The sequence below is a fragment of the Nodosilinea nodulosa PCC 7104 genome, assembly GCF_000309385.1.
Taxonomy (GTDB): domain Bacteria; phylum Cyanobacteriota; class Cyanobacteriia; order Phormidesmidales; family Phormidesmidaceae; genus Nodosilinea; species Nodosilinea nodulosa.
The window spans coordinates 2,698,637-2,724,552 of sequence record NZ_JH976537.1; the positions used below are offsets into that span (position 1 = coordinate 2,698,637).

At 55.4% G+C, this 25,916-nt stretch carries 19 protein-coding genes and 2 pseudogenes; 12 read left to right on the forward strand and 9 right to left on the reverse strand.

Annotated elements, in window-relative coordinates:
* Window positions 1-134 precede the first annotated feature (134 nt).
* The 4 genes and pseudogenes from LEPTO7104_RS0112595 to gltB all read left to right on the forward strand — a co-directional run bounded on the left by LEPTO7104_RS0112595 (window position 135) and on the right by gltB (window position 6,245).
* A complete protein-coding gene (locus tag LEPTO7104_RS0112595; protein WP_017298936.1) occupies window positions 135-551 on the forward strand; it encodes an element excision factor XisH family protein in 417 nt (138 codons plus the stop codon).
* Window positions 539-874, forward strand: a complete 336-nt coding sequence (locus LEPTO7104_RS0112600; RefSeq protein ID WP_017298937.1) for a XisI protein — start codon at window positions 539-541, stop codon at window positions 872-874. Before LEPTO7104_RS0112595 ends, LEPTO7104_RS0112600 begins: the two co-directional genes overlap by 13 nt.
* A pseudogene (locus LEPTO7104_RS0112605) lies at window positions 862-1,050 on the forward strand (hypothetical protein); the annotation flags it as partial. The gene LEPTO7104_RS0112600 and the pseudogene LEPTO7104_RS0112605, both read left to right, overlap by 13 nt.
* A gap of 593 nt (window positions 1,051-1,643) precedes the next feature.
* The gene (gene gltB / locus LEPTO7104_RS0112610) at window positions 1,644-6,245 is read left to right on the forward strand and encodes a glutamate synthase large subunit (RefSeq protein WP_017298939.1); all 4,602 of its coding nucleotides are present in this window, start codon (window positions 1,644-1,646) and stop codon (window positions 6,243-6,245) included.
* Between the two features lie 131 nt (window positions 6,246-6,376).
* On the opposite strand, the gene LEPTO7104_RS0112615 is transcribed toward gltB, so the two are convergent.
* A complete protein-coding gene (locus LEPTO7104_RS0112615) occupies window positions 6,377-6,640 on the reverse strand; it encodes a hypothetical protein (RefSeq protein ID WP_017298940.1) in 264 nt (87 codons plus the stop codon).
* Between the two features lie 83 nt (window positions 6,641-6,723).
* On the opposite strand from LEPTO7104_RS0112615, the gene LEPTO7104_RS0112620 reads away from it, so the two are divergent.
* The 8 genes from LEPTO7104_RS0112620 to LEPTO7104_RS42335 all read left to right on the forward strand — a co-directional run bounded on the left by LEPTO7104_RS0112620 (window position 6,724) and on the right by LEPTO7104_RS42335 (window position 12,985).
* Complete coding sequence (locus LEPTO7104_RS0112620) at window positions 6,724-7,971, forward strand: hypothetical protein (RefSeq protein WP_017298941.1); 1,248 nt, start codon at window positions 6,724-6,726, stop codon at window positions 7,969-7,971.
* A 139-nt stretch (window positions 7,972-8,110) separates the two neighbouring features.
* Window positions 8,111-9,595: a glutamate synthase small subunit gene (gltD, locus tag LEPTO7104_RS0112625; protein WP_026072642.1), complete on the forward strand. Its 1,485-nt coding sequence runs from the start codon at window positions 8,111-8,113 to the stop codon at window positions 9,593-9,595.
* A 499-nt stretch (window positions 9,596-10,094) separates the two neighbouring features.
* Entirely contained in the window at window positions 10,095-10,307 is a 213-nt protein-coding gene (locus tag LEPTO7104_RS0112635) for a DUF2283 domain-containing protein (RefSeq protein WP_017298944.1), read from the forward strand.
* Between the two features lie 34 nt (window positions 10,308-10,341).
* The gene (locus LEPTO7104_RS33675; RefSeq protein ID WP_040695418.1) at window positions 10,342-10,530 is read left to right on the forward strand and encodes a type II toxin-antitoxin system HicB family antitoxin; all 189 of its coding nucleotides are present in this window, start codon (window positions 10,342-10,344) and stop codon (window positions 10,528-10,530) included.
* 203 nt (window positions 10,531-10,733) lie between these two features.
* Window positions 10,734-11,285: a J domain-containing protein gene (locus LEPTO7104_RS0112645; RefSeq protein WP_017298945.1), complete on the forward strand. Its 552-nt coding sequence runs from the start codon at window positions 10,734-10,736 to the stop codon at window positions 11,283-11,285.
* Window positions 11,286-11,307: 22 nt separating this feature from the next.
* The gene (locus tag LEPTO7104_RS0112650; protein WP_017298946.1) at window positions 11,308-12,360 is read left to right on the forward strand and encodes a hypothetical protein; all 1,053 of its coding nucleotides are present in this window, start codon (window positions 11,308-11,310) and stop codon (window positions 12,358-12,360) included.
* Window positions 12,361-12,624: 264 nt separating this feature from the next.
* A complete protein-coding gene (locus LEPTO7104_RS38225) occupies window positions 12,625-12,867 on the forward strand; it encodes an antitoxin family protein (RefSeq protein WP_071527229.1) in 243 nt (80 codons plus the stop codon).
* Window positions 12,854-12,985: a PIN domain-containing protein gene (locus tag LEPTO7104_RS42335; protein WP_017298947.1), complete on the forward strand. Its 132-nt coding sequence runs from the start codon at window positions 12,854-12,856 to the stop codon at window positions 12,983-12,985. The genes LEPTO7104_RS38225 and LEPTO7104_RS42335 overlap by 14 nt, the downstream gene beginning before the upstream one ends.
* A 440-nt stretch (window positions 12,986-13,425) precedes the next feature.
* Here the strand turns inward: LEPTO7104_RS42335 and LEPTO7104_RS40065 are convergent, their stop codons facing one another.
* The 8 genes and pseudogenes from LEPTO7104_RS40065 to LEPTO7104_RS0112695 all read right to left on the reverse strand — a co-directional run bounded on the left by LEPTO7104_RS40065 (window position 13,426) and on the right by LEPTO7104_RS0112695 (window position 25,858).
* On the reverse strand, window positions 13,426-15,780 hold the full coding sequence (locus LEPTO7104_RS40065) for a choice-of-anchor Q domain-containing protein (RefSeq protein ID WP_155523617.1): 2,355 nt from the start codon (window positions 15,778-15,780) through the stop codon (window positions 13,426-13,428).
* An 836-nt stretch (window positions 15,781-16,616) separates the two neighbouring features.
* A complete protein-coding gene (katG, locus tag LEPTO7104_RS0112665) occupies window positions 16,617-18,989 on the reverse strand; it encodes a catalase/peroxidase HPI (RefSeq protein WP_225886973.1) in 2,373 nt (790 codons plus the stop codon).
* A 56-nt stretch (window positions 18,990-19,045) separates the two neighbouring features.
* Window positions 19,046-19,606 (reverse strand): peroxiredoxin, encoded by a 561-nt coding sequence (locus tag LEPTO7104_RS0112670; protein ID WP_017298950.1) that lies wholly within the window; start codon window positions 19,604-19,606, stop codon window positions 19,046-19,048.
* A gap of 404 nt (window positions 19,607-20,010) precedes the next feature.
* Window positions 20,011-22,080: a glycogen debranching protein GlgX gene (gene glgX / locus LEPTO7104_RS0112675; RefSeq protein WP_017298951.1), complete on the reverse strand. Its 2,070-nt coding sequence runs from the start codon at window positions 22,078-22,080 to the stop codon at window positions 20,011-20,013.
* Between the two features lie 49 nt (window positions 22,081-22,129).
* Window positions 22,130-22,852 carry a hypothetical protein gene (locus LEPTO7104_RS33695; RefSeq protein ID WP_017298952.1) on the reverse strand — a complete coding sequence of 241 codons (723 nt, stop codon included), beginning with the start codon at window positions 22,850-22,852 and terminating at the stop codon, window positions 22,130-22,132.
* A 196-nt stretch (window positions 22,853-23,048) separates the two neighbouring features.
* Window positions 23,049-24,173 carry an aromatic ring-hydroxylating oxygenase subunit alpha gene (locus LEPTO7104_RS0112685; RefSeq protein WP_155523618.1) on the reverse strand — a complete coding sequence of 375 codons (1,125 nt, stop codon included), beginning with the start codon at window positions 24,171-24,173 and terminating at the stop codon, window positions 23,049-23,051.
* 14 nt (window positions 24,174-24,187) lie between these two features.
* Window positions 24,188-24,850: pseudogene (locus tag LEPTO7104_RS0112690) on the reverse strand (ABC transporter ATP-binding protein); the annotation flags it as partial.
* A gap of 165 nt (window positions 24,851-25,015) precedes the next feature.
* Window positions 25,016-25,858, reverse strand: coding sequence for an ABC transporter permease (locus LEPTO7104_RS0112695; RefSeq protein ID WP_017298955.1), 843 nt, complete (start codon window positions 25,856-25,858; stop codon window positions 25,016-25,018).
* Between the last annotated feature and the right edge of the window lie 58 nt (window positions 25,859-25,916).

The following is a 25,916-nucleotide window of genomic DNA, read 5'->3' on the forward strand; positions in this document are numbered from 1 at the left end:
CGCTAAAGATCAACACCACCTACATCAGCACTTTGGTCAGTCAATCAGGGCATAGATTGCTATGATCATCCCGTCGGCTATTCCCCATTAACTCAAACTACTGAGCTGCTTAAATAGCATTGCTGCCCTAAGCTATGCCAGCTTTTGACCTCTACCATGATGCCGTCAAGCAGGCGCTGATGAAAGACGGATGGATCATTATCCACGACCCCCTTCACCTACGATGGGGTCGAAAAGATATGTACGTCGATTTGGGTGCAAAGCGCTTAATTATGGCAACTCGGGCCGAGGAAAAGATTGCCGTTGAGGTTAAAAGCTTCATTAGCGCCTCAGAAATGGAGGCTTTTCGGGATGCAATCGGGCAGTATGCTATCTATCGATCTGTAATGCGTCGTACTTACCCAGACTACGTACTTTACTTGGCCGTCAACGATTTTGTCTTTAGATCGCTATTTGAAGAACCAATTGGTCAACTAATGATCCAAGACGAAGACTTAAAACTGATCGTATTTGATGCTGAGGATGAGGTTATTATCCAATGGAAGAACTAGCCCAATATCGCCAAATCATCAAAGATATTCTCCTTCCTTATACCCAGATTCCCTACTCCCATGGAGACATGGTTTGCAAGCCTATCTTTGATGAAATCCATGATAGCTACTTACTGATGACCATTGGGTGGGATGACAAAACTCGCGTCCATGGCTGTCTGGTTCACCTGGACATCATCGACGGCAAAATCTGGGTGCAACGAGATGAGACCGAAGATGGCGTCACCTACGAACTCGTCGACGCTGGAATCCCCAAAAATCGCATTGTATTAGGATTTCACCCCGCCACTGTTCGGCCTCATACAGGCTACGCTGTAGCTTGATAGGCCAGCTGCGCCCGGTCACCATCTATCGCCTGGTGGCCAAAAATACGATCGAAAAAAAGATTGTGGACCTGCACAAGCAAAAGCGCGACCTGGCCGACAGCCTACTCGAAGGCACCGACATGAGCGGTAAGGTCTCCACCGAACAGCTGCTGCAACTGATCATTGAGACATAAAATTCTTTTGAAATGCGGTCAACCACTCTATATTGGGCGATCGCCTTCTCTCTAAACATTGTTTCCTCGACAGCCTTCAAGTAAAATTAACCGTTTTCTTCGCTCGAATTCACCGCGATGCTGTCCCGTTTTTTCGTCAATGTGGATGCCGCAAATCTCAAATAATTTAGATCTTCCTCCGCAGGTGACACGAACCTACAATGACCACTTTTGCAGCCATGGAAAAACTTTCAAAAACCGTCTGGCTTCCCAATTTTTCAGCAAAAGTCTGTTTCAGAGCCTGGAGCAAAAAGAACACAGAGAACAATCTTTTTAGTCTTGAACCAAAGCGATCGCATTCAAGTTCCCTAGCTAAAGCCAGCCATAGCGTATCGTTTTTTGTAGTTGTATTAGAAGTAGCAGAAATTTATACATTCAAGCTTTTCGAGCTTCGTTATATTTCGCAAAGTTCTCAATCATTGATCTGGATCATTTTCTTAAGAGACTGGTCAGTACCCTGGCTCCCGTCGGAGAATACCTAGGCACGATCTATACTGCTATTCCCAGCCTAAATCTCTTCTGGTTTGAGTTCCACCGTTGTGCCTGATAAATCAATGACCCTATCCCAACCGCCCCAAGCTCAAGGTCTTTACCATCCCCAGTACGAGCACGATGCCTGCGGCGTCGGCTTCATCGTTCATATGAAAGGTTCGCAGTCTCACACCATCGTGCAGCAGGGGTTGACGATTTTGGTCAATCTGGCTCACCGGGGCGCGGTCGGGGCCGAGGCCAACACTGGCGACGGGGCGGGCATTCTCCTGCAAATGCCCCATAAATTTATGGCCAAGGTGGCGGCGGCAGTGGGCATTACCTTGCCCGCACCGGGGTACTACGGGGTTGGGTTCTTCTTTGCGTCGCCAGAGGCAGGCGATCGCGAGAAAGGTCGGCGCATTTTTGAGCGGGTTGCCGCCGAAGAAGGTCAAAAGGTACTCGGCTGGCGCGATGTGCCCACCGACAACAGCTCCCTGGGCGAAACCGCTAAAGCCAGCGAACCCTTTATGCAGCAGGTGTTCATCCAGCGCTCTGGCGATCTGGCCGATGACCAGGCCTTTGAGCGCAAGCTCTACATCATTCGCAAGCGGGCGCACTCCGCCATTAACTCTACCGGGGTCGACCCCTACCTGTACGCCACTAGCCTCTCCTGCCGCACGCTGGTCTACAAGGGCATGCTGACGCCGGAGCAGGTGGGGCTGTACTTCCCCGACCTGGGCGACAGCGATATGGAGAGCGCCCTGGCCCTGGTGCACTCGCGCTTTAGCACCAACACGTTCCCCAGCTGGGAGCGGGCGCACCCCTACCGCTACGTGGCCCACAACGGCGAAATCAACACCCTGCGCGGCAACATCAACTGGATGTATGCCCGCCAGTCGATGTTTGAGTCGGCGCTGTTTGGCGACGATCTCCAGCGAGCCCAGCCGATCATCAATAAAGAGGGCAGCGACTCGGGCATTTTCGACAACACCCTGGAGCTGATGACCCTGGCGGGCCGCTCCCTGCCCCACGCCGTGATGATGATGATTCCGGAACCGTGGGCGGCCCACGAGTCGATGAGCCCTGAGAAAAAGGCCTTCTACGAATACCACGCCTGCCTGATGGAGCCGTGGGACGGCCCCGCCTCGATCGCCTTTACCGACGGCACCATGATGGGCGCGGTGCTCGATCGCAACGGTCTGCGCCCCTCCCGCTACACCGTCACCAAAGACGACCTGGTGATCATGGCCTCCGAGGCGGGTGTCCTCCCCATCGCGCCCGAGAATGTCGCCTACAAAGGCCGTCTGGAGCCGGGCCGCATGTTCCTGGTAAATATGGACGAGGGCCGAATTGTTGCGGACGAAGAGATCAAGCACCAGATCGCCACCGAAAATCCCTACCGCGAGTGGCTGGATCGGCACCTGGTGAAGTTGGCTGATCTGGCCGATGGGGAGATGGGGAGATGGGGAGATGGGGAGAATGGCATCCCCTCACTCCCTAATCTCCAGACCGCCTTCGGCTATACCTTCGAAGAGCTGCGGCTGCTGCTGAAACCGATGGCCGAGAATGGCGTTGAGGCGATCGGTGCGATGGGTACCGACACACCTCTGCCGGTGCTCTCCAACAAGCCTCGGCTGCTGTACGACTACTTCCACCAGCTGTTTGCCCAGGTGACTAACCCGCCGATTGACTCCATTCGCGAGGCGATCATTACCTCGGCCGATACCACCATCGGCAGCGAACGCAATTTGCTCAAGCCCGAACCCGAGAGCTGTCGGCTGATCAACCTGAAGACGCCGATTATCACCAATGCGGAGCTGGCGAAGCTGAAGCAGGCGGGTGCTCGCGGCTTTCCTTCGGTGACGCTGCCGATGGTCTTTACGGCGGCTGAGGGTGAGGCCGGGCTGAAGGCGGCGCTGGAGGGGATTTTCAAGGCGGCGGACGAGGCTATTGCAGGCGGCACCAGCCTGCTCATTCTGAGCGATCGCGCCATCGACGCCGACCACGCTCCCATTCCCGCGCTGCTGGCCGTTGCGGGCCTGCACCACCACCTGATTCGCAACGGCAGTCGCACCCGCGTCGGCCTGGTGCTGGAGTCGGGCGAACCCCGCGAAGTCCACCACTTCGCTACCCTAATTGGCTACGGCTGCGGTGCCATCAACCCCTACCTGGTGTTCGACACCATCGAAGGCATGATGGCCGACCAGCTCCTGCCCCCCATGGACTTCGACAAAGCCTGCCAGAACTTCGTCAAGGCCGTCACCAAGGGCGTGATCAAAATCGCCTCTAAGATCGGCATTTCCACCATTCAGAGCTATCGCGGCGCGCAGATCTTTGAAGCCCTGGGCCTGAACCAGTCGGTGATTGACCAGTACTTCACCTGGACCGCTTCCCGCATCCAGGGCGTCGGGCTCGACGTACTGGCCGAAGAAGCCCTCCAGCGCCACCGCCACGCCTTCCCCGATCGCCCCAGCTCCCACGTCACCCTCGATGTGGGCGGCGACTACCAGTGGCGCAAAGAAGGGGAAGCCCACCTGCTCAGCCCCCAGGTGATCCACACCCTGCAAAAGGCCGTGCGCACGGGCGATTACGAGGCCTACAAGCAGTACGCGGCCCTGGTCAACGAGCAGGAGAAACAACTCTTCCGCCTGCGCGATCTGCTCCAGTTCAAGCCACGCCAGCCGATCCCTCTCGATGAAGTCGAGCCGGTGGAGGCCATTACCCGCCGCTTTAAGACCGGAGCGATGAGCTACGGGTCGATCTCTAAGGAGGCTCACGAGGCGCTGGCGATCGCCATGAATCGCCTCGGCGGCAAGTCCAACACGGGCGAGGGCGGCGAAGACCCCGAACGCTACACCTGGACCAACGAAAAGGGCGACTCCAAAAACAGCGCCATCAAGCAGGTGGCCTCGGGCCGCTTCGGCGTCACCAGCCTCTACCTCTCCCAGGCCCAGGAGCTGCAAATCAAAATGGCCCAGGGCGCAAAACCCGGCGAAGGCGGCCAGCTGCCGGGCCGCAAAGTCTATCCCTGGATCGCCAAGGTGCGCCACTCCACCCCCGGCGTGGGTCTGATTTCGCCGCCGCCCCACCACGACATCTACTCCATTGAAGACTTAGCGGAACTGATCCACGACCTCAAGAACGCCAACCGCGACGCCCGCGTCAACGTCAAGCTGGTGTCGGAGGTCGGCGTCGGCACCATCGCCGCCGGGGTGGCCAAAGCCCACGCCGATGTCATCCTCATCGCCGGGTTCGACGGTGGCACCGGGGCCTCTCCCCAGACCTCCATCAAGCACGCCGGTCTGCCCTGGGAGCTGGGCTTGGCAGAAACCCACCAAACCCTGGTAATGAACAACCTGCGCAGCCGGGTGGTGGTCGAAACCGACGGCCAAATGAAAACCGGGCGCGATGTGGTGGTGGCCGCCCTGCTGGGGGCCGAGGAGTTTGGCTTCGCCACCGCGCCGCTGGTCTCCATGGGCTGCATCATGATGCGGGTCTGCCACCTGAACACCTGCCCGGTGGGGGTCGCCACCCAAGACCCCGAGCTGCGCAAGCACTTCATGGGCGACCCCGACCACGTGGTCAACTTCATGCGGTTCATCGCCCAGGATATGCGGGAGCTGATGGCCGAGCTTGGCTTCCGCACCCTGGATGAAATGGTGGGTCGCACCGATGTGCTAGAGCCGAAACAGGCCATTGAGCACTGGAAAGCCAAAGGCCTCGATCTCTCCCCCATTCTCCACCAGCCCGAGGTTGGCCCCGAAGTCGGCCGCTACTGCCAGATGGCCCAGGACCACGGCCTGGAGAAATCTCTGGACATGACCAAGCTGCTCGATCTCTGTGCCCCCGCCATTGAGCGCGGCGAAAAGGTCACCGCCACTCTACCCATCCACAACATCAACCGGGTTGTCGGCACCATTCTCGGCAACGAAATCACCAAGCGCCACTGGGAAGGGTTGCCCGAAGACACGGTTCGCCTGCACTTCCAGGGCAGCGCTGGCCAGAGCTTTGGCGCCTTTGTGCCCAAGGGCGTCACCCTGGAGCTGGAAGGTGAGGCCAACGACTACCTGGGCAAAGGCCTCAGCGGCGGCAAGCTGATCCTCTACCCGCCCAAACAGTCCACCTTTGTCCCCGCAGAGAACATCATCACCGGAAACGTGGCCTTCTACGGGGCCACCAGCGGCGAAGCCTACATTCGCGGGCTGGCGGGTGAGCGCTTCTGCGTGCGCAACTCCGGCGTAACTGCCGTGGTGGAAGGGGTCGGCGACCACGCCTGCGAATACATGACCGGCGGCAAGGCGATTATTCTGGGGCTTACCGGGCGCAACTTTGCGGCGGGCATGAGCGGCGGCGTCGCCTACGTGCTCGACGAGGCGGGCGATTTCGCCACCCGCTGCAACACCGAAATGGTGGACCTAGAGAAGCTCGAAGATCCCGAAGAAATTCGCGACCTGCAAGAGCTGATTCAGCGCCACATCAACTACACCGAGAGCAAGCGCGGGATCACGCTGCTAGAAGACTGGGATAACGCCGTGGCCAAGTTTGTGAAGGTGATGCCCCGCGACTACAAGCGGGTGCTGCAACACATTCAAAAAGCTCTGGCCGATGGGCTGACCGGCGACGATGCCCTCACCGCCGCCTTTGAAGAAAATGCCCGCGATGTCGCGCGCATCGGAGGAAGTTAACCGTAGGGTGCATTCGCGGCTCACAACCCCAGGCTAATCACCCCCGATTTCGCCTTTGAGCCGCAATGCACCACGCGAGAAACCCGCATTCTGGTGCATTGCTTCGCGAATGCACCCTACAGATCCCCTTCTTAAACGGAATGCGCCGCAAGGCTTTTGAGAATAATTGCCGTCACGTTGGAGGCTACAGACACGATCGCCGCCGCGATAATTACCCAAATAGCGCCTTGAATCATGCGATCGGAAGCAGTTGGCTTCACCCGAATAGAATTCTGAGGATGTTTAAGGGTTTGACTGAGCTGCTTTACCTCTTGCCGAAGTTCCTTAACCTCCTGGCTGAGCTGAAGCAGAGCATCACGAATGTCGTTATTGCTAGGACTCTCTGGTATCTGCATAGCCTGCCCTCAACCTAGATATAACCTGATTTTAGCTGCATCTTTCCTTCTCTCGTAATTTATAGCTTCACGATCAAGGTGACATGTATAAAGCAAAGGCATTACTAGGAGAAAAGGCCGGCGAGGTTGTTTATGCCAAAGATCCTGACCTAACCCATGATTTGTGCAGGCTTTGGAAGATATATTGCCATGAATGCACACAGTTTTTGTATTTCAATGAGTCCAAGGATTCTGAAAAACGAGACAACTGGTTTAGTCATTACGATTACCCCAACAAAAACTGCTCTGAACGCAATTCATCTGACAAAGGTAAGACTCAGCAAGGTTTTTCGTCGGAGTCACACGAGCAAGACTTAGAAACAGCAGAATCCTTCATTGAAAAAGTGTTTTATGGAATCGACCCAGAATTCTTCCAAAGACAAAAACTAGAAGAGGTTGAAGACGACTCTAATCTAGTCATCTCAAGTATGGAATGGTTCCAAGAGAACTTGCAGCACAAATGCAACGACTGGATCAATCATTACTGTAAAACAACAGGATTTCTTGACTGGGAAAACCCCAGGGGAGAAGTTGGTTATTTGATGGACTGGCTTTATATTTTAGCTAGAAGAGATGACATCCTTAAGATTTTAATTGGTTATTTCATCTCCATCCATTTGACTGTCGAGTTTGAAATAGATATCACCCAATCAAAGTTTGGAATTTTTAACTCAAACGAAAAAGAAGAGGGTTTGATTTGGCTTATAGCTTTAGAGCGAATAATAGAACACTTGTCAAGTGTAGCTAGAGATGGGGTGGCTAACGCTACAGTTGGCACTGTAACCTTGAAAACTTTTGTAGGATTCAAAATTCCTCCTAGTGAAAAGAAAACTCCATTTAGAGGGAAGTTAAAGTACACCTTGGCTAACAAACAAATGTCAATCATTGTCAAGAAGGTTGAATCCAGAAATTCGGTAGAGTATGTGTGTTTTCACAATGAGCATCCTAATTGCTTTTGTTATATAAGATATTATGAAGAGGATAGTATTTCAGATCCTAAACCAACTGGGTTTTCAAAAGATGATTCTTTGCATCTATACATAGATGGTGATGGTGACCTTGCTGTGAAGGGTTTGCTTGAAAAGGAATATGTCAAATCCATGTCTAAAGAGATTCCAAAGCTATTGTTCAACAGCTCTGATTATTCAATGCTTGTTTTACATCAGAAAGGTTACATCTCTCGAGAGATTGCTGAGAAAGCAGCACAACTAGCTCTGAGATTTGAATATGGAGATTTAGATCCACCAGAGGCCTTGAAAAAATTTAGACAACTTTCTGGTTTTAAGACTTGAGCAAGTCATGGGCTACGTGGAACGGAGTGAAACCCAACGCCAAATCTCCGCGATGTCGGGTTCCGCTGGCACTTCACCCAACCTACAGTAAGCCATTTTTTTACACGTAACAAAAACAACCACCTTCAGGACAACCACCATGGGAAAACCGACTGGCTTTATGGAATACCTGCGGGAAGTAGCGCAAGAAGTCGCCCCCGCCGATCGCATTCGCAACTGGGACGAGTTTCACCTGCACATGCCGGAGGAAAACCTCCGCACCCAGGGAGCCCGCTGTATGGACTGCGGCACCCCCTTCTGCCACACCGGCATTACCATCAGCGGCATGGCCAGCGGCTGCCCGATCAACAACCTGATTCCCGAGTGGAACGACCTGGTTTACCGGGGTCTGTGGGAAGAAGCGCTGGAGCGCCTGCACAAGACCAACAACTTCCCCGAGTTTACCGGGCGCGTTTGCCCCGCCCCCTGCGAGGGCTCCTGCGTACTGGGCATCACCAGCCCCCCGGTGACGATTAAGAATATCGAGTATTCCATCGCCGAAAAGGGCTGGGAGTCGGGCTGGATTACCCCGACTCCGCCCGCCAAGCGCACCGGCAAGAAGGTTGCCGTGATCGGCTCTGGCCCCGCCGGACTCGCCGCCGCCGCTCAGCTCAACTCGGCGGGCCACTGGGTCACCGTGTACGAGCGGGCCGATCGCCCCGGTGGGCTGCTGATGTACGGCATCCCCAACATGAAGCTAGAAAAGCAACGGGTCGTACAGCGACGGCTGGATGTGCTGGAGGCGGAAGGCGTCACCTTCGTTTGCAATACCGAAGTGGGTAAAGACATCTCCGCCGAAAACCTGCTGAAGGAGTTTGACTCGGTGGTACTCTGCACCGGCTCCACCCGCCCCCGCGACCTGCCCATTGAGGGCCGCGACCTCAAGGGCATTCACTTTGCCATGGAATTTTTGACCGCCAACACGCGATCGCTGCTGGATGGCTACCCCGGCAATGACTACATCTCGGCGGCGGGCAAGGATGTGGTGATCATCGGCGGCGGCGACACGGGGACAGACTGCGTGGGCACCTCGATTCGCCACGGCTGCAATAGCGTTACCCAGGTGGAGATCATGCCCCAGCCGCCGGAGACTCGCTCTGCCGCCAACCCCTGGCCCGAGTGGCCCAAGGTCTACAAGATGGACTACGGCCAGGAAGAAGCCGCCGCCATGTTTGGCGACGACCCCCGCGCCTACCTGACCACCGCCACCAAGTTTGAGGGCGATGAGCAGGGCAACGTCAAGGCCGTTCACACGGTGCAGATTCAGTGGGGCAAAGACGAAAACGGGCGGTTTGTGCCACAGAACGTGCCCGGCACCGAGAAGGTGCTGCCGGCCCAGCTGGTGCTGCTGGCGATGGGCTTTTTAGGCCCCGAGCAGCCGCTGATCGATGCCCTGGGGCTAGAGAAAGATGGCCGCAGCAATGTGAAGGCTGAGCACGAGCAGTTCACCACCTCGATTCCGGGGGTGTTTGCCGCTGGGGACTGTCGTCGGGGGCAAAGCCTGGTGGTGTGGGCGATCAATGAGGGTAGAGGGGCGGCAAGGGAGTGCGATCGCTACCTGATGGGCACCACCGAACTACCCTAACTCGCTTACTCAGAAACCGGGTTTCTTGGCCCAAAGGCTAGAATTGACCTTTGACATTGGTCAACAGAAACCCGGTTTCTTACTGCTTATGAACAATATATCCAAAACCGACTGAGCCAGAATGGGCGCCATGATGGATGATGACATCGACACGTCAGACATTCCGCATCAATAAACGGCAGTTCTACAATTAAAAGGCAATGGAGGTATCAACATCGCACAATGGAGTTCCGATTCGTCTCTCAGATGAGCGATGGAGCCACATTGTCCGGCGACATCCAGAAATGGACGGCTCTCGAAGCCTGGTTATTGAGACAATCGCTAAACCCGACTTCATTCAAGCAGGTGATTCTGGCGAACTACTTGCTGTTCGGCTGTATGAAGCAACCCAGTTAGGACGCAAGTATGTTGTAGTCGCTTACCGAGAAATCAATGCTATCGATGGTTTTATTTTGACGGCTTACTTGACTCGTCGCCCATCGCAACAAAGAGAAGTTTTATGGACACGCTGAAAATTCTACAAGCATCTGATCAGGCTAACTGGGACTATGACGACGAAGCAGATGTCTTATATTTATCGGTCGGTGAACCTCGTCCAGCCGCTGGCGTTGATATTGGCGATGGCGTGGTACTTCGCTATGACGAAGCGACCCAGGAAGTTATTGGGCTAACGGTGATTGGGCTACGGGCCAAGCTTGCGAAGGCTGCTTAGCACTGCATCTCTTGCAGCAAAGGGATTAAAGACAATGAGCACCCTTCGTCATGAAATGGTAATTATCTGGCCAGAGGAAGCTGATTGCTTTCTGGTGCATCTGCCCGACTTTCCCGAACAGACCTATCGTACCTACGGCAACAGCTACGAAGAAGCTGCTCGAAATGGTCAAGAGGTTTTAGCTTTTGGCAGAGGAAGACGGGTTGCCCCTGCCCGAACCTAAACCTGCTGCTGCTTAAGAGTTGAGGGTGGACAGTGCCCTTAAGCCCTTAGGTTTGCTACCAATATGAAGATCATTCTAATCAACTATCAAGATTAAGCTATGCAGGTAGGGCGTTCCGGTTCGTTGCTGGGCATATTGTAGATAGTAATAGGGTGTCCCCACGTGTACCCAGTATCGCATCCCGTCTCTACCTCAAAAATTGCATGAGTCAGAAAAAGCCGTCAAATCGTCGCAAGCCAGCGACCATTAATCAAATTCGAGCACAAATCCGCAACCTGGCAAAGCTGCACAGTTATGATGAGCAAATTTTGTTAGACTTTGCTGAATTTGTGCATGGTGGAAAGTTCAAGGAAATTGAACCAAGTCTGAACGAATTGAAGGAGGCAGTTTGCCAGGCTTTCAACTGTTCTGATTATAAAACTCTCAAGAAAAACAAGGCGTTTAAGCTAGCTACTGCTGGGCGCAGCTTCAACTTTAGCTATAAAGATTCATGGTTGACGCTCTATCGCGAATGGGTGCGAGTTCCTGAGAACGAGCGTAATGAAATTGGGCCAAACACTATCAATGGGATTGACGTACTCAAAAATTTCCGCCCCTGGCAGGTGTTTCAACTCGATCCAAAAACTGCTACCGCTGATGATATCAATGCGGCCTTTCGCCAGCTAGCGAAAAAACATCACCCAGATACTGGCGGAGATCGCAAGGTTTTTGAAGAACTTCAAAAGATGCGAGACTCTTTACTTTTACTACGCTAAGTATTTGAGGTGAATAGTTGAAATGCCAGCAGCACAACGAAAGCATATTCTCTTATCAGATCAAGAAACAGCAAGCATATTAAAGATTACTATCAAGAAACTCTACAGAATCTGCGATTTCTTCGACAGCAATGTTGATGATGAATGGGATCTAGTTGAGGGAGAGCATTTCGAATGGGTACGTAAAGATGTCAAAAAACGACAATTTTACGAGGCGGGAGCTGTAGCACTTGCAAAGCATCTTCAGGAAGTTGAAACGCAAGGCTTTTTTGCTAGCTTAGTGGACGAAGTACTAGAAGCTTTTACCCATCGACGCAAAAGGATACGTCGCCACTTAGTAAGAAGACAGGTTTCTATTGAATTTTCCAGTCTAGATGATGCAAGCTTGACGCCTGACTTAGTCTTTCTGGAAAGGCCAAAAATTATCCGCATTTTGCGCACAAACGGCAAGGGAGTAAATGCATCAATTAAGCGAATACAGAATAATAACAGTTTGGAAGGACAGGAGCAGCTACAACCCGGAAAGCATTTCAATCTTATAGAAAACAATCAATACTGGAGCCAAATTGGAATTGTTAGTTTAGCTCAAGATATGTCTCAAAATCATGGGAGAAGATCACGAGCATCTCGAAAAGCGTGGACAGATACTGTATTTGAAGAAATCGAAGATGCGATCAAAGAGCAAAGAAAGTATTTAGAATCATCCGAAAGTCGAATAAAAAAGGCAATGGAAAAAGCCAAAAAAATTGCTGACAACACTTGCCAAGTTTCTTTACAAAGGCGCACTGCTGCACAACCTTTTGATCTCCATGTTCATCATCTGTTTGATCGTAGCTCAAGACCTGACTTAGCCGATGTCTTGGACAACCTGCTCGTCATGCATTCTGAGATACATCAGGGCTTCCACAGATGGCATGGTAGTGAAAGCTGTGAGCCAAAAGATCTTATTGAATATTTATTTCACGCAGAAGGAAGTAAGTTTGAGACAAAGCGAAGTACCAGGAATCTTGATGCTTTAGTCATCAAGCTAGAAAGGATTCAGTCATTTTTTGAAAATCACTATCACATGCCTTAGTGAGTTCTAGATATTCTGAATAGAACGGAGTAGCAACCGACACTATCAAGGGATCGAGCGATCGCGAAGGGCGCACCCACGAATCCTTAGGGTTACGGCTAAACCAGGTTATGGTCTTACGTTTTGAACCTGCACCACCTGATAATAAAGCCGAAATGCTTACGGTTTAATCATTGGCTTCACGGTAGCTGTAGGTTGGTTCCGCCAGCTCAACCCAATCTACGAGCTATTCTTAAATAGATTGCCTCCATCCGGGTACCCACCATGACTCAATCTTTGCGAGCTATCTACCGCAACGGTGCCTTTATTCCCCAAACGGCCTTCGATCTCCCCGAAGGTACAGAAGTTGAGTTGCTGGTGCAGACGTCCCAAATAGCTTCACCCCCCATTGCTGACGAAGCAGCAAAGCGACAGTTTCTGAGAGCATTAGTAGAGCGAATGCAGCAAAACCCTATTCCTCTCAGCGCTCCCCACCTCACCAGAGACTCTCTGCATGAACGCCGTTGATACGAACATCCTGATTTATGTCAACGATCCCCGTGACCCTGTCAAGCAACGTGTAGCAACTTCTCTTGTGGCTGAGCTGGTGGACGGCGTTTTGCTGTGGCAAGTCGCAGCAGAGTAAGCAGCCAGCCGCAAATTGGGACCTCTGGGCTACGACAAAACCCAAGCCTATCAATATGTTCGCGATCTACAACAGGTTTAGTACACATCGTTGCCTGCTTGGACCGTGCTTGATCGAGCAGAGAACTTGCACAAGCGCTTCAGCCTGTCTCATTGGGATGCAATGATTGTCGCAGCGTGTTTAGACATTAATGTCCAAAACCTTTATTCAGAAGACTTTGGATACTCAAAGATCGACACCTTAACGATTGTGAATCCTTTTGAAGGGTAAAGCTCAAGCCCAAGTCTCCTAAACCAAAGTGAACTGGCCCTGCAACAGCAGGGCCAGTTGGGCATTGCTAAGTTGCGTGATCTTTGCATCTGATTTTGGGTCGCAAGCAAACATCCTGTAGGATGTTCACACCAAGATTCAGCAACGCCGCACTGTGTCTACATTTACTCCTAAGTTGTGCTAAAGTCGCTACTGCTAATTAGACTTGCGTTGACATCACTTAGCGTTGCCAACAACTTGCTTGAATCGGTCAGTTGAATCAGCGTTGAGCTGCCGTTTTGAACAATAGATAGCTGCCCAAAACTGATGCCGTTAGAGAGAGCTAGGCGGTCAACACCGTCCTCAAAGTCGAGGATAAAATCATTGCCGATCGCCAGAACAAACGTATCTCGACCGCTGCCGCCGGTCAAACGATCAGAGCCATCATCCCCGCTGAGCCAGTCATTGCCGCTGCCACCCAGCAGAATATCGTTGCTCTTGCCGCCAAACAGGCGATCGTTATCTGCGCCGCCAAACAGAGTATCTTGGCCGTTTCCGCCGAGCAGAATATCAGCGCCTAAACCACCTTCAAGATAGTCATTTCCATCATCTCCAGAGAGTTTATCATTCCCTTTTCCACCCCCTAGCTTATCGTTGCCGGGGCCGCCAAAAATAGAATCGTTCCCAGCATCACCCAGAATGAAATCGTTGTCGGCATTGCCAAAGAGTTGATCGTTGCCATTGCCGCCGCTGATGCTGTCTTTGCCGCGATCGCCGCGAATCGTATCACTGCCGTCACCGCCAAAGGCAATGTCGTTCCCCTGGCCACCAGATAGCCTGTCTGCGCCGAGGCCTCCATTCAGCAAGTCGTTGCCATTGTTGCCAAATAGAGAATCGTTTCCGTTTAGGCCATCTAGAAAATCGTTGACGCCAGAACCGATCAGGCGATCGTTTTTAGCCGTGCCGGTTTGCATCTTCTGAATTGGGTTTACCAGACGGCTCGTTTCTAGGTTCAGTGCAGGTAGCTGATCGGCTCCATCTCCACTATTTCCTGGAGGCGTGGGTGTGGGTGTGGGTGTGGGTGTGGGCGTCGGGGTTGGTGTGGGTGTAGGCGTTGGGAACTTAGTCAGCTCAAAAGCCCCCAGGTCAACGGCTTTTCCAGACTTGCGCTGATTGCCATCTTTGTCGGTTTTGATATAGCCAGGAATTGCGTTAGACCCGGCATCTACGGCAACTGAAGAAGGCGTTAAATGGTAGTTGTTGGCCGATGCATTGACGAAACCAGCAGATGCCACCTGAGTATTATTTGTCGCTATCAGGTTCTTAGTATTTGCGCCCTTTTCGTAGGGGTTTGCAAAGCTGTTGACAAAGAGATTGTTGTCTAGAACCAGATTATTCGCTTCGCCAATTAAGCCGCCTCGATAGGTATCGTTGGCAAAGACGTTGTTGCGAACTGTAATGTTAGCAGGAATGGTGCCTTCAGGTCCGCTTTTATCGATCACGATAGACTGCACGTTGCCAACGAACGTGTTGTTCGCAATTTCAACATTGCTGACATTGTTATTCACTCCAATGCCAAGACCGCCATTTACGCCCTTTTTTCCGTTACCGTAAACTACGTTATTGAAAACGCGAATATCTCGAACAATCCCCTGGTTGATCTCTTCATCGGCGATCACAATTGCATCTGCCGTATTGCCGTAGACAGCGTTATTGTAGATGTCGATATTGAAGGTATCCGCTCGATTTCCGTCAACATAGATAGCAGGCCCACCGTTATAACCTTTTGGTGTCCCTGAAATCGAGGCCACTCCGGTCACAACATTGTCGTGGATAGAGCCATTGCGAGAGCCTGTTTTAGCATCAATTCCCTCGCGAGTGCCGCCGTTGACCACATTGCCCGCAACCTCAAAGCCATCTACACCCCAGATGCTAATTGCCTCTTGCGAGCCTTGGTTGCCTCCTGCCCCGGTCCATCTGTTGTTGGCGCGTTCGACCGTATTGTTGAGAATCTTGATATTTTTGCTGGTGACTTCTCCTTCGCCGCCGCCAAAGAAACTGTTGGGTAAAACAATAATTCCTGAGGCGCCGGTCTCAACCGTGTGGTTGTTTTGAACCACGAAATTGCTGGCATCTTGCAGCGAAATACCCGCCCAGGAGGTGTTTTTGATCTGGAAACCATCGATTACCCAGTAGCTTTGCCTGCTCGACTTGATGGGGGCATCTTGCCAGTCTCCTACCGTCGGGGTCGGGTCAAATAGCGTCACGTTTCCGTTCGCTTTCAAGACGATGTGACCAGACTGGGCATTCCCTGATTTCTCTAGACTAACCTGCTCGGTATAGGTTCCCGGCTGAACCAAAATAGTGTCGCCTGCACCGACCGCAGAAGCTGTACTTGCAGCATAGCTAATGGTTTTCCAAGGTTGCTCTTTTGTTCCTGGATTGCTGTCACTGCCGTTGTTCGCAACATAATAGGTTTTACCTTTACCTGTGGGGGTAAAGTTTCTCACAGTATTGTTCGGTGCTGCGATTCCGTTGAGAAGCATTGTAGGTCTCCTGACAATTAGAGTTAGTACCGTGATGTGGCTGAAGAATTTAATGCTCCGAGCTACAATACAGACTCTTTATCAACAATCCGGACTATTATTTGAAGCGCACCTCGATGAATTTGCTTGTTGCGAATTTTTGGAGTCCAGAGCCATTGAAATCTCGTTGCTATTCTCAACAAGATGTGTATTTTCGAGACGCCCTGAATTATTTCGAGAACCGTGAAGATGTAATTAGAAATACACCGAATAGGTTTTATTACGTAGTAATAGAATGCGGACTTTAGACCTTTTCTGCGCAGCCTAACCAACGAGAAATTGGTGGGTTTGGCGCTTTCTCAAAAAATTGTCAATAGTGTTGAGCTCCACAGCAAAGCGGGCCTGTTGCAAATGGAGCAACAGGCTGCAGAGCAAGGGGTATGAAGATTCAGCCGCACCTGGGTCACGCTTCGCGGCGATCGCCCCTGAAAACCAAGGGACGAAGTATTGGTGCGATCGCTATTGCATGCAACAAGCTGAGGGGAGCGCTTGACGCAGCGGGGCAAATAGCTAAATGACAGCCCCCAATCTGGTGCCCAGACGTAGCTATGGCTGTAGCCAGTCTGGTTAAGACAGGTCGCCTGGGAACGGTCAGACGTTGGAGAACGTCCATGGGGTTTCTGGATGCTCTAACCAGCGTGACTATGGCTACAGGCTAAATCTGGGTCGACTGGGTGCAATCACTGTAGCGGCATAGCCAGTGTTCACGGTTCCCCAAGATGTGCATAGCCCCGACCGATCGCTGCACAATCGGTCGGGGCTATGGCTAGGGAACCTTCCGGAGCGTTGCGCCCGGCCTAGGCAAGGTCAAAGCGATCGAGGTTCATCACCTTGTTCCAGGCGGCCACAAAGTCATGGACGAACTTCCCTTGGGAGTCCCCACAGCCGTAGACCTCTGCCAGGGCGCGGAGCTGCGAGTTGGAGCCAAAGATCAGATCGACGCGGGTGCCGGTCCATTTCAGAACGCCGGTTTTGCGATCGCGCCCCTCAAACTCCTCCTCCTCATCCGAAACCGCCTGCCACGTGGTGCCGAAGTCAAGGAGGTTGACGAAGAAGTCGTTGGTGAGGGCACCGGGTCGCTGCGTGAAGACGCCGTGTTTGGAGTCGCCAACGTTGGCACCCAAAACGCGCAGACCGCCGACCAGCACCGTCATTTCCGGTGCGCTCAGGGTCATCAGCTGGGCCCGATCAATCAGGAGCTCCTCCGTAGAGACGTGATGTTCGCCTCGGCTGTAGTTGCGGAAGCCATCCGCCTTAGGTTCGAGGTAGGCAAAGGACTCTGCATCGGTTTGCTCCTGCGAGGCATCTGTGCGGCCAGGGGTGAAGGGAACCGTGATGTCGTGCCCAGCATTTTTCGCCGCTTGCTCAACCCCAGCGCAGCCAGCCAGCACGATCAGGTCAGCCAGCGAAACCCTCTTACCGCCCGACTGCGAGCTGTTGAACTCGGTTTGAATGTCCTCCAGGGTTTGCAGCACCGTGGTCAGTTGAGCAGGCTGGTTGACCTCCCAATCCTTCTGCGGGGCCAGGCGAATGCGGGCGCCGTTCGCCCCGCCCCGCTTGTCGGAATCGCGGTAGGTCACCGCCGAGGCCCAGGCGGTTGAGACCAGTTGGGCAACCGACAGGCCGGAAGCCAGAATCTTGCCCTTGAGTACCGCGATGTCTTGATCGTCAATCAGCTCATGATCGACGGCGGGGATGGGATCTTGCCAGAGGAAGTCTTCTGAGGGCACCTCCGGGCCGAGATAGCGCGCCTTTGGCCCCATGTCGCGGTGGGTGAGCTTGAACCAGGCTTTGGCGAAGGCCTGGTCTAACTCATCGGGGTTGTCGTGGTAGCGCCGCGCGATCGGTTCGTAGATGGGGTCCATCTTCATGGCCATGTCCGCCGTGGTCATCATCGGGGCGTGCCGCTTGGATGGATCGTGGGCGTCGGGCACCGTGTCGGCGCCGGCACCGTTTTTCGGTGCCCACTGCCAGGCACCCGCCGGGCTTTTCACCCGCTCCCAGTCGTACTTGAACAGGGTTTCGAGGTAGCTGTTGTCCCACTGGGTCGGCGTGGGGGTCCAGGCCCCTTCAATGCCGCTGGTGATGGCATCGACGCCAACGCCCGTGTTAAAGGTGCTCTTCCAGCCCAGGCCCTGATCGACAATGGTGGCGCCTTCGGGTTCTGGCCCTACGTGGGCCGCATCCCCTGCGCCATGGCACTTGCCGAAGGTGTGCCCCCCGGCGGTCAGCGCCACGGTTTCTTCATCGTTCATGGCCATGCGCCCGAAGGTCTCGCGAATGTCGCGCCCTGAGCCAATGGGGTCGGGTTCGCCGTCTGGCCCCTCCGGGTTCACGTAGATCAGGCCCATGCGAACGGCCGCCAGGGGATTTTCCAGCACGCGATCGCCGCTGTAGCGATCGCCGCTGTAGTTCGCATCGCCGTGCCAGGTGGTCTCCGAGCCCCAGTAGATGTCTAACTCCGGCTCCCAAACGTCCTCGCGTCCCCCCGCAAAGCCCAATGTCTTGAAGCCCATGGATTCTAGGGCACAGTTACCGGCAAAGACCATGAGGTCGGCCCAGGAGATTTTCTGGCCATACTTCTGTTTGATCGGCCACAGCAGCATGCGGGCCTTGTCGAGGTTGGCATTGTCGGGCCAGCTGTTGAGGGGGGCAAACCGCTGATTGCCGGTGCCCGCGCCGCCGCGACCGTCGCCGATGCGATAGGTCCCCGCACTGTGCCACGCCATCCGGATGAAGAGGGGGCCGTAGTGGCCGTAGTCGGCGGGCCACCAGTCCTGGGAGGTGGTCATCAGCTCGAAAATATCGGCCCGCAGAGCCGCCAGGTCAAGGGTTTTGAACGCCTCGGCGTAGTCAAACGCCTCGCCCATGGGGTTGGCCTGGGGCGCATGCTGGTGCAGGATGTTCAGCTTCAGCTGATTTGGCCACCAGTCTTGGTTTGTGGTGCCGCTGCCCGCCGAGAAGGCCTGGGGGCTACCCACAAAGGGGCAGGCGCTAGCAGCGCCATTACCTGTGCTGACACCGCCGACTGCGTTAGATGTCGTGGACTGTAGCACGGTGTTTTCGGCATTTCTCTCGCTACTCGATCCCAGCACGGACACCATGGCCCGCCAAATTTCCATTAGCTTGCTGCTCATGGGGAACGGACATTTCATTTGGCTACTGGTCATTTTTCTTTTCCTGATTGTGTACTACGGTTTGCTGTTTTCGTCCCTAGGCTGCTTGTTTAAGTGCAAAGCATTGCCTGCCAAATTTGCATCAGCACAGCCGTTCGCTCGGATGTCTTAGCCTTGGGATTAATGTAGTTCAACATGGTCTCAGCGTCAGAAACTACGGGCATCGCCTCAAAGCCATCGGCTTCGACGAACATTTTTTCAATCCTCCCGTTTTTTACTAGCATAGAGTAGCGCCAAGAGCGATACCCCATGCCTTGATCAAACAGGTCCATCAGCATCCCCATAGCGCGAGTAAAATCACCCTTCACATCGGGAATAAAGCGCACCTGATTAGCCCCTTCCTCCTGAGCCCAAGTGGCCAGGGAAAACGGATCATTGACGGAAATGCAGAGGATTTCGTCGACCCCGTTGGCATGAAACGTTTCGGCATACTCGTTGTAGCCTAACAGTTGAACAGGAGAATACGGGCAGGTAAACGCCCCTGGCACCGCAAACGCCACCACCATTTTTCGTTCAAAGAGATCCGCCGTCGAAAGGTCGTACCAACTCCCCTCTGCAAACATTCGAAAGGTTACTTGAGGAACCTGCTGGCCCTCTCGGTTAAGCACCATTTGCCCAGCTCCTTACTCGCAGTCAGCATCCTTTAGATCCTGATTAATCGCGAGATTCACGAGTAGCGACACTAACCCAAAACAGCGACCTAAACTCACATTCCCCAGGGGGATTGTGGCGGGTCACTCCAGTCAATTAACCGCACCCCAGAACCAATGTTTACCCAAGCTCAGGAACTCAAGTACTCGAACAAGTCATACTCGTTACGAGTTTGCTTATTGCCAGCTTAAATCAATCCCCTTTGCTTTTGCAGAGCAAAAATAAATTGTTTTGCAACACTTAATATCTCTACAAGGATTGGCCCTGGGCAGCGGGGCATAGCAATCCTAGGGTGGGCCCTAGCTCGCCGCGACCCACCAGCGATAGATAGCGATGGGGATAGCTCCGATCGCCCTCGCAACCCCTAGCTCCGCTCCTGGCTGATCAGCACCACCGAGGATCGCGCCCCTACCGGATAGCGATCGCTCTCAAACACCGGGGCCTCGGCGGGGTAGCAAAAGTCGCGGGGCGGGGCCACCGAGGTATCGACAACGCGGTGCCAGCGGTCGTGCGGCCCCAGCCCCGGCAGCTCAAACATCAGCGGCTCCCAGTAGGCGTTGAGCATGACGTGCAGCTGTTCCTTGGCGTCGGGGTAGCGCAGGGTAAAGGCCAGGGTGTGGGACTGTTCAGACCAGTCGGGCTGGCCCAGCCGAAGACCATGCCAGACAATATGGGGCTCGTAGTGCCAGCTGGTGGTCACCCGCAGCAGGTGCTCCAGGCGAAACACCTTCAGGTTTTGGATGAAGTGAATCAGCCCCTGGGTAAAGCGCAGCAGCGACTGTTCTTGCTCCACGGCCTGCCAGTTAAACCAGCTGATGTCGTTGTCCTGGCAGTAGGCGTTGTTGTTGCCCCGCTGGGAGCGGCGCACCTCGTCACCCATCAGCAGCATGGGCGTGCCCTGGGACATAAACAGCAGGGTGAGCAGGTTTTTGATCTGCCGCTGGCGCAGCTGCTCGACCTCCGGCGGAGCGGACAGCCCCTCCACGCCGCAGTTCCAGCTGTAGTTGGCGTCGGTGCCGTCGCGGTTGTGCTCGCCGTTGGCCTGGTTGTACTTCTGGTTGTACGACACCAGGTCGTTGAGGGTGAAGCCGTCGTGGCAGGTGACGAAGTGAATGCTGCGGTTGGGCTCGCGGTTGGGCTTTTGGTAAATGTCGGGGCTGCCCAGGATGCGGGCGGCCAAATCGGGCACGACCCCGGTGTCGCCCTTGACAAACTGGCGCACGTGGTCGCGGTAGGGGCCATTCCACTCGGCAAAGCGATCGCCGATAAAGCTGCCCACCTGGTACAGTCCGGCGGCATCCCAGGCCTCAGCGATGATCTTGGTGGCGGCCAAAATCGGCTCCGACTCAATGTTCCACAAAATCGGCGGGTCTTCCAGGGGGTTGCCCGCCATATCCCGCGACATCACCGAGGCCAGGTCAAAGCGAAAGCCATCCACGTGCATTTCCGACACCCAGTAGCGCAGGCTGTCGAGAATCATGCGGCCAACGACGGCGTGGTTGGGCGAGAGGGTATTGCCGCAGCCGCTGTAGTTGGAATAGTAGATGGGGTTGTCTTCGAGCATGTAGTAGGTTTTGTTGTCGATGCCCTTAAAGCTCAGGGTGGGGCCTTCGTGGTTGCCCTCGGCGGAGTGGTTAAACACCACGTCGAGAATGACCTCAATACCTGCCCTGTGCAGGGCTTTGACCATGTCGCGAAACTCGTTGACTGGCCCCAGGGGGTCTTTGCGGGAGCTGTAGGCCCGGTGGGGAGCAAAAAAGCTGAGGGTGCTGTAGCCCCAGTAGTTGTCGCGGCCGGGCATGGCATCCTGGGCGTCGAACTGGTGAATGGGCAGCAGCTCGACGGCGGTGACGCCCAGCTCTTGCAGGTAGGGAATTTTTTCGATCAGTCCGGCGTAGGTGCCCCGCTGGTCTTCGGGCAGCCCCGAGGAGGGGTGGCGGGTGAAGCCGCCTACGTGCATCTCGTAGATGACGCTGCTGGAGTAGGGAATGTGCAGGGGGCGATCGCCTCCCCAGTCGTAGTTGCGGGTGTCGACCACTACCCCCTTGAGGGCAGTGGCGCAGTTGTCGCCGGGGCCAATGGCGGCGGTGCGATCGTAGAGGTCGTCGCCCACAATGGCGCGGGCGTAGGGGTCGAGCAAAACTTTGGTGGCGTCGAAGCGGTGGCCGTGGGCCGGGTCGAAGGGGCCGTGCACCCGATAGGAGTAGATCTGCCCGCTTTTTAGCCCCGGCACAAAGGCGTGCCAGTAGTAAAAGCTGCGGTTCCACTGGGGGTCAAAGGTAATCACCCGGCTGGGATGGGTGATATCGTCGGCCTCAAACAGCAGCAGATCGATGCCGGTGGCGTGCTTGGAATACAGGCAAAAATTGACCCCCACGGCGTAGACGGTGGCCCCCAGGGGATAGCTTTGACCGGGTAAAACTTTTGGGCTCATGGGGGTTTAACATACACCGAGACTGGGGTAGATCGCCCTGGCTCAAGACTTAATTAACCTCGGCACCAAGGGGCGGGCAAGCGGGGGCGATGCCAGGGGCCGCGATCGCCCCTCGGTCAAAATCCTGGGGAGTCCACCGGGGCGGGCTGCCCAGGCAGGTCTCTGTGCCAAACTGGGGCTGCCAGGTGCCCCGCTTGTGTCGCCAGGCCGTGGCCGAAAACGCCGCCAAGGTCTCGCGATCGCGAATTGGGCTGGCGCTGGCAGGACGCCACTGGTGAACCACCACCGCCCAGTCCCCCGCCGTCAGGGCCTGCCCCCGCAGATCGCCCTGGGCTATGGACCATACCGCCACCGGCCCAGGATGGATGCGGCACCAGTGCTCGACAAAGGGGTGGTCGGTGCCGTCGTCATCGGCGCAGGTGCCCCGCTCTAGAAAAGTGTCGGCATCCAGCCACTCGTAGCGGCTGGTATCGGGCCACAGGCGAGGGGTAAGGGCCAGAGCATGGCGCCAGGTGCAGGTGCCGCAGGTCGCATCATCGGCCGCCCAGCTAAAGGTGCCGGCAAAACCCAGCAGATCGGCATCAAAGCGCGATCGCCAGTCCATCTCCCGATACCGATCTGGGGTGAGCGGCCCTCCAAAGGGAACCTGGCGCACGTCAGCAAAATGAGTTTCAGCCTGGATCCATAGCACCGCTTGGCTGGTGTCAGCGGCGCTCCGATCGAACTGAATGGAGCGACGCTGCCAGAGGCCGAGGAAGGGGTTGGGGGGCATGGAGGGGAAGGTGGGGGGGTGAGGGGTGAGGGGTGGAGCGGTGAGGGGTGAGGGGTGAGCGGGTAGGGAGGGTGGGGGGTGAGGGGTGGGGGGTGAGGGGTGAGGGGGTGGGGGGGGTGGGGGTCTTGTTCGGCAGCTCATTTAGCGCTGTGTGGCGAGGGGCCAGCGGTGGGTTGCCCGCACCGGAGCCATGCTGTTATTCAGCCTCACCAGCAGCGGCAAGGGCCTGCCAAATTAACTGCTGCTGGTGAATGATGCGGGTTTCCAGGCCGTTGATTGGGCCGGGGGTGTAGGTGCCGCTGGCGTAGCCCCGCTGCACGCTCTCGGTGAGCAGCATATCTTCCTGCATGAAGGCTTCAAAATCGGCCAGCAGGTCACTGGCGGGGGGGCAATACTCAGGGTCGCCGTAGATTTCGAGGGCCACCTGGCAGGATTCAGCGGTGAGAGGCTCGATGTGCAGCCAGGCCAGCAGACCGTTGGGCAGCCCCAGCAGGTGCAGATTCGGGTAAATGCCATAGGTAAAAAACCCGTCGCGGCTGAGGCCCTGGAGGAGCGGCAGGATGGTGTTTTCGTCTCGCCAGGCAGAAGTTAGAGGGGTATAGAGCAGGTTTACAAAGGGCTCTAGCTGGTGCTGGTAGTAGCGAACTGGCCCCTGCACCTGGTTGAGGGTGGTGCGGTGGGCGATCGCCACGTGGTAGTCGCACAGGGTGTTGTCGTGGTAGTTCTTCCAGTTGCAGGCGACGGTGTACTGCTTGGCCACCAGCGGCTGGCTGGCGGCGGTGCGGTGCTGCCCCAGGTGCTGGGGGATACTGCCCAGAAACTCGGCCAGGGGCGGCGCACTGTCATCAAAACAGACGAACATAAAGCCTGACCAGGTCTCTAGGCGCAGCGATCGCAGCCCAAAATCCTGCTTTTGAAAGGACTCTGGAAACTGATGCTGGGCAGGCACCCCCAGCAAATCTCCAGAGAGGTCGTACACCCAGGCGTGGTAGGGGCACACCAGTTTCTGGCAGGGGTGAATGCCCGCCTGCGGCGACAGAATGGCCGCCCGGTGGGGGCAGAGATTGTAGAAGGCCCGCAGTTCACCGGCACTGTCTCGAACAATTAGCAGGGGAGCACCCGCCACCGATCTGGCCCACACCATGCCTGGCTGGAGGCGATCGCCATCCCCTACGTAGAGCCAGGCGCGATGGAAGATTGCCCGCTGCTCGACAGGGAGCCAGCGGGGGTTGGTGTAGTGGTCGGCGGTGAGCAAAAACCGCTCTGGCAGCCCGCAGGTATCCGGCGGTGCGGGTGGCCGCAGTGGTGAACTAGCCCCCATCGCTGTGACCATCCTCAACTCGCCAGGGCAGGGGTCATCTTTCCCCGAAGCAGATCCATAATTTCTTCGCGGTAGTCCTGAAAGGCGCGATCGCGGCGCACGGTATAGGTGCGATCGCTGGGCAAATCCACAAACAGCTCCCGCTGAACGGTGCCGGGGTGGGCCGTCAGCACGTAGACCCGCTGGGCCAGAAACACCGCCTCATCGACATCGTGGGTAATCATCAAAATGCTGACCCCGGTGCGATTCCACAGATCCAGCATGAACTGCTGCATGGTTTCTTTCGTCTGCACGTCCAGCGCCCCAAAGGGCTCGTCCATCAGCATAATTTTGGGCCGCGAGGCCAGGGTGCGGGCGATCGCCACCCGCTGCTTCATGCCCCCAGAGAGCTGCTTGGGCAGCGATCGGGCAAACCGGGTCAGCCCTACCACATCGAGGTAGTAAGAGGCCATTTCCCGCCGCTCCTTCGCCCCAATGCCCTGGAGCTTGAGGCCAAACTCCACGTTGTTCTGCACCGTCATCCAGGGGTAGAGCGTGTAGCTCTGGAACACCATGCCGCGATCGGAGCCGGGGCCGGTCACGATTTGACCATCCACGGTAATCTCGCCCGCCGTGGGCATATCCAGACCCGCCACCAGCCGCAGCAGCGTAGACTTACCCGAGCCAGAGGCCCCGACCGCACAGACAAATTCCCCCGTTTCGACATGCATGTCAATGCCGTCAAGGGCCAGAATTGGTCCCTGGCGGGTTTCAAACTGTTTGCTGAGGCTGTTGATTTCAAGGTGCATAGTGGTGAGGAGTTAGAGAGTGAATCAGTGAACAGGTCGATGGGCAAACGGGGCTCAATCAATCGCCCACTTGCAGGTGAGCCTCATCAGGTACCGCAGCGATAGATCCAGAGCAAAGCCAATCACACCCAAAATGATCAGGCAGGCAAAAATCTCGTCGGTGTTAAAGAACTTTTGAGCCAGCACAATCCGCTTGCCCAGGCCATTTTCGGCCGCCACCAGCTCCGCCACCACCACCAGGCTCCAGGAGGTGGCGATGTTGATGCGAAACGTGTCGATGATATTGGGCAGCACGTAGGGGGCAATCACCTGAAACAGCGCCTGCCGCCGCTGCCCGCCCAGGGTGTAGGTGGTCTCCAGCAGAGCTTTGGGCACAAATTTCACCGCATCCATAATCATCAGGATGTTGAAGAACACCGTGCCCATGAAAATCAGGGCAATTTTGGGCGCTTCTCCCAGGCCCAAATAGATGATTAGCAGCGGAATAAAGGCCGGGGGCGGCATGTAGCGCACCACGCCAATGATGGGTTCGAGCAGCGATCGCACGCTAGCAAAGGCACCCATGGCAATGCCGATGGGCACCGACACCAGGGCCGCCAGCCCAAACCCCACCGTCACCCGCATCAGGCTGGCCGCCGTATCGTCCAGCAAAAACCCATCGGTCCAGAGCCGCCCCAGGGCCTGAACCACCTGCAGCGGCGACGGCAGAAACTTGTCATTCACCAGGTCGAGGCTGGAGACCAGCCACCAGAGCACCAGGGGTACTGCGATGGAGAGCACCATCAGCACTGTGCTCAACGGTTTGGGAATATCCTCTGCCAGTCGCCAAAAAAGGCTGGGCTTGAGGCCCTGGGCGGCTGTCGGCGCCGTTGAAAAAGAAGGAGAAGCGGGAGTCACAGGAGTTATTCCAAAAACTACGACCAACCTGTCGGGCACGAACCCCCATCATCCATAG

Coding starts and splice junctions, on each gene's coding strand:
- LEPTO7104_RS0112595 (WP_017298936.1), top strand. CDS start 135: ATGCCAGCTTTTGACCTCTACCATGATGCCGTCAAGCAGGCGCTGATG.
- LEPTO7104_RS0112600 (WP_017298937.1), top strand. CDS start 539: ATGGAAGAACTAGCCCAATATCGCCAAATCATCAAAGATATTCTCCTT.
- gltB (WP_017298939.1), top strand. CDS start 1,644: ATGACCCTATCCCAACCGCCCCAAGCTCAAGGTCTTTACCATCCCCAG.
- LEPTO7104_RS0112615 (WP_017298940.1), bottom strand. CDS start 6,640: ATGCAGATACCAGAGAGTCCTAGCAATAACGACATTCGTGATGCTCTG.
- LEPTO7104_RS0112620 (WP_017298941.1), top strand. CDS start 6,724: ATGTATAAAGCAAAGGCATTACTAGGAGAAAAGGCCGGCGAGGTTGTT.
- gltD (WP_026072642.1), top strand. CDS start 8,111: ATGGGAAAACCGACTGGCTTTATGGAATACCTGCGGGAAGTAGCGCAA.
- LEPTO7104_RS0112635 (WP_017298944.1), top strand. CDS start 10,095: ATGGACACGCTGAAAATTCTACAAGCATCTGATCAGGCTAACTGGGAC.
- LEPTO7104_RS33675 (WP_040695418.1), top strand. CDS start 10,342: ATGAGCACCCTTCGTCATGAAATGGTAATTATCTGGCCAGAGGAAGCT.
- LEPTO7104_RS0112645 (WP_017298945.1), top strand. CDS start 10,734: ATGAGTCAGAAAAAGCCGTCAAATCGTCGCAAGCCAGCGACCATTAAT.
- LEPTO7104_RS0112650 (WP_017298946.1), top strand. CDS start 11,308: ATGCCAGCAGCACAACGAAAGCATATTCTCTTATCAGATCAAGAAACA.
- LEPTO7104_RS38225 (WP_071527229.1), top strand. CDS start 12,625: ATGACTCAATCTTTGCGAGCTATCTACCGCAACGGTGCCTTTATTCCC.
- LEPTO7104_RS42335 (WP_017298947.1), top strand. CDS start 12,854: ATGAACGCCGTTGATACGAACATCCTGATTTATGTCAACGATCCCCGT.
- LEPTO7104_RS40065 (WP_155523617.1), bottom strand. CDS start 15,780: ATGCTTCTCAACGGAATCGCAGCACCGAACAATACTGTGAGAAACTTT.
- katG (WP_225886973.1), bottom strand. CDS start 18,989: ATGACCAGTAGCCAAATGAAATGTCCGTTCCCCATGAGCAGCAAGCTA.
- LEPTO7104_RS0112670 (WP_017298950.1), bottom strand. CDS start 19,606: ATGGTGCTTAACCGAGAGGGCCAGCAGGTTCCTCAAGTAACCTTTCGA.
- glgX (WP_017298951.1), bottom strand. CDS start 22,080: ATGAGCCCAAAAGTTTTACCCGGTCAAAGCTATCCCCTGGGGGCCACC.
- LEPTO7104_RS33695 (WP_017298952.1), bottom strand. CDS start 22,852: ATGCCCCCCAACCCCTTCCTCGGCCTCTGGCAGCGTCGCTCCATTCAG.
- LEPTO7104_RS0112685 (WP_155523618.1), bottom strand. CDS start 24,173: ATGGGGGCTAGTTCACCACTGCGGCCACCCGCACCGCCGGATACCTGC.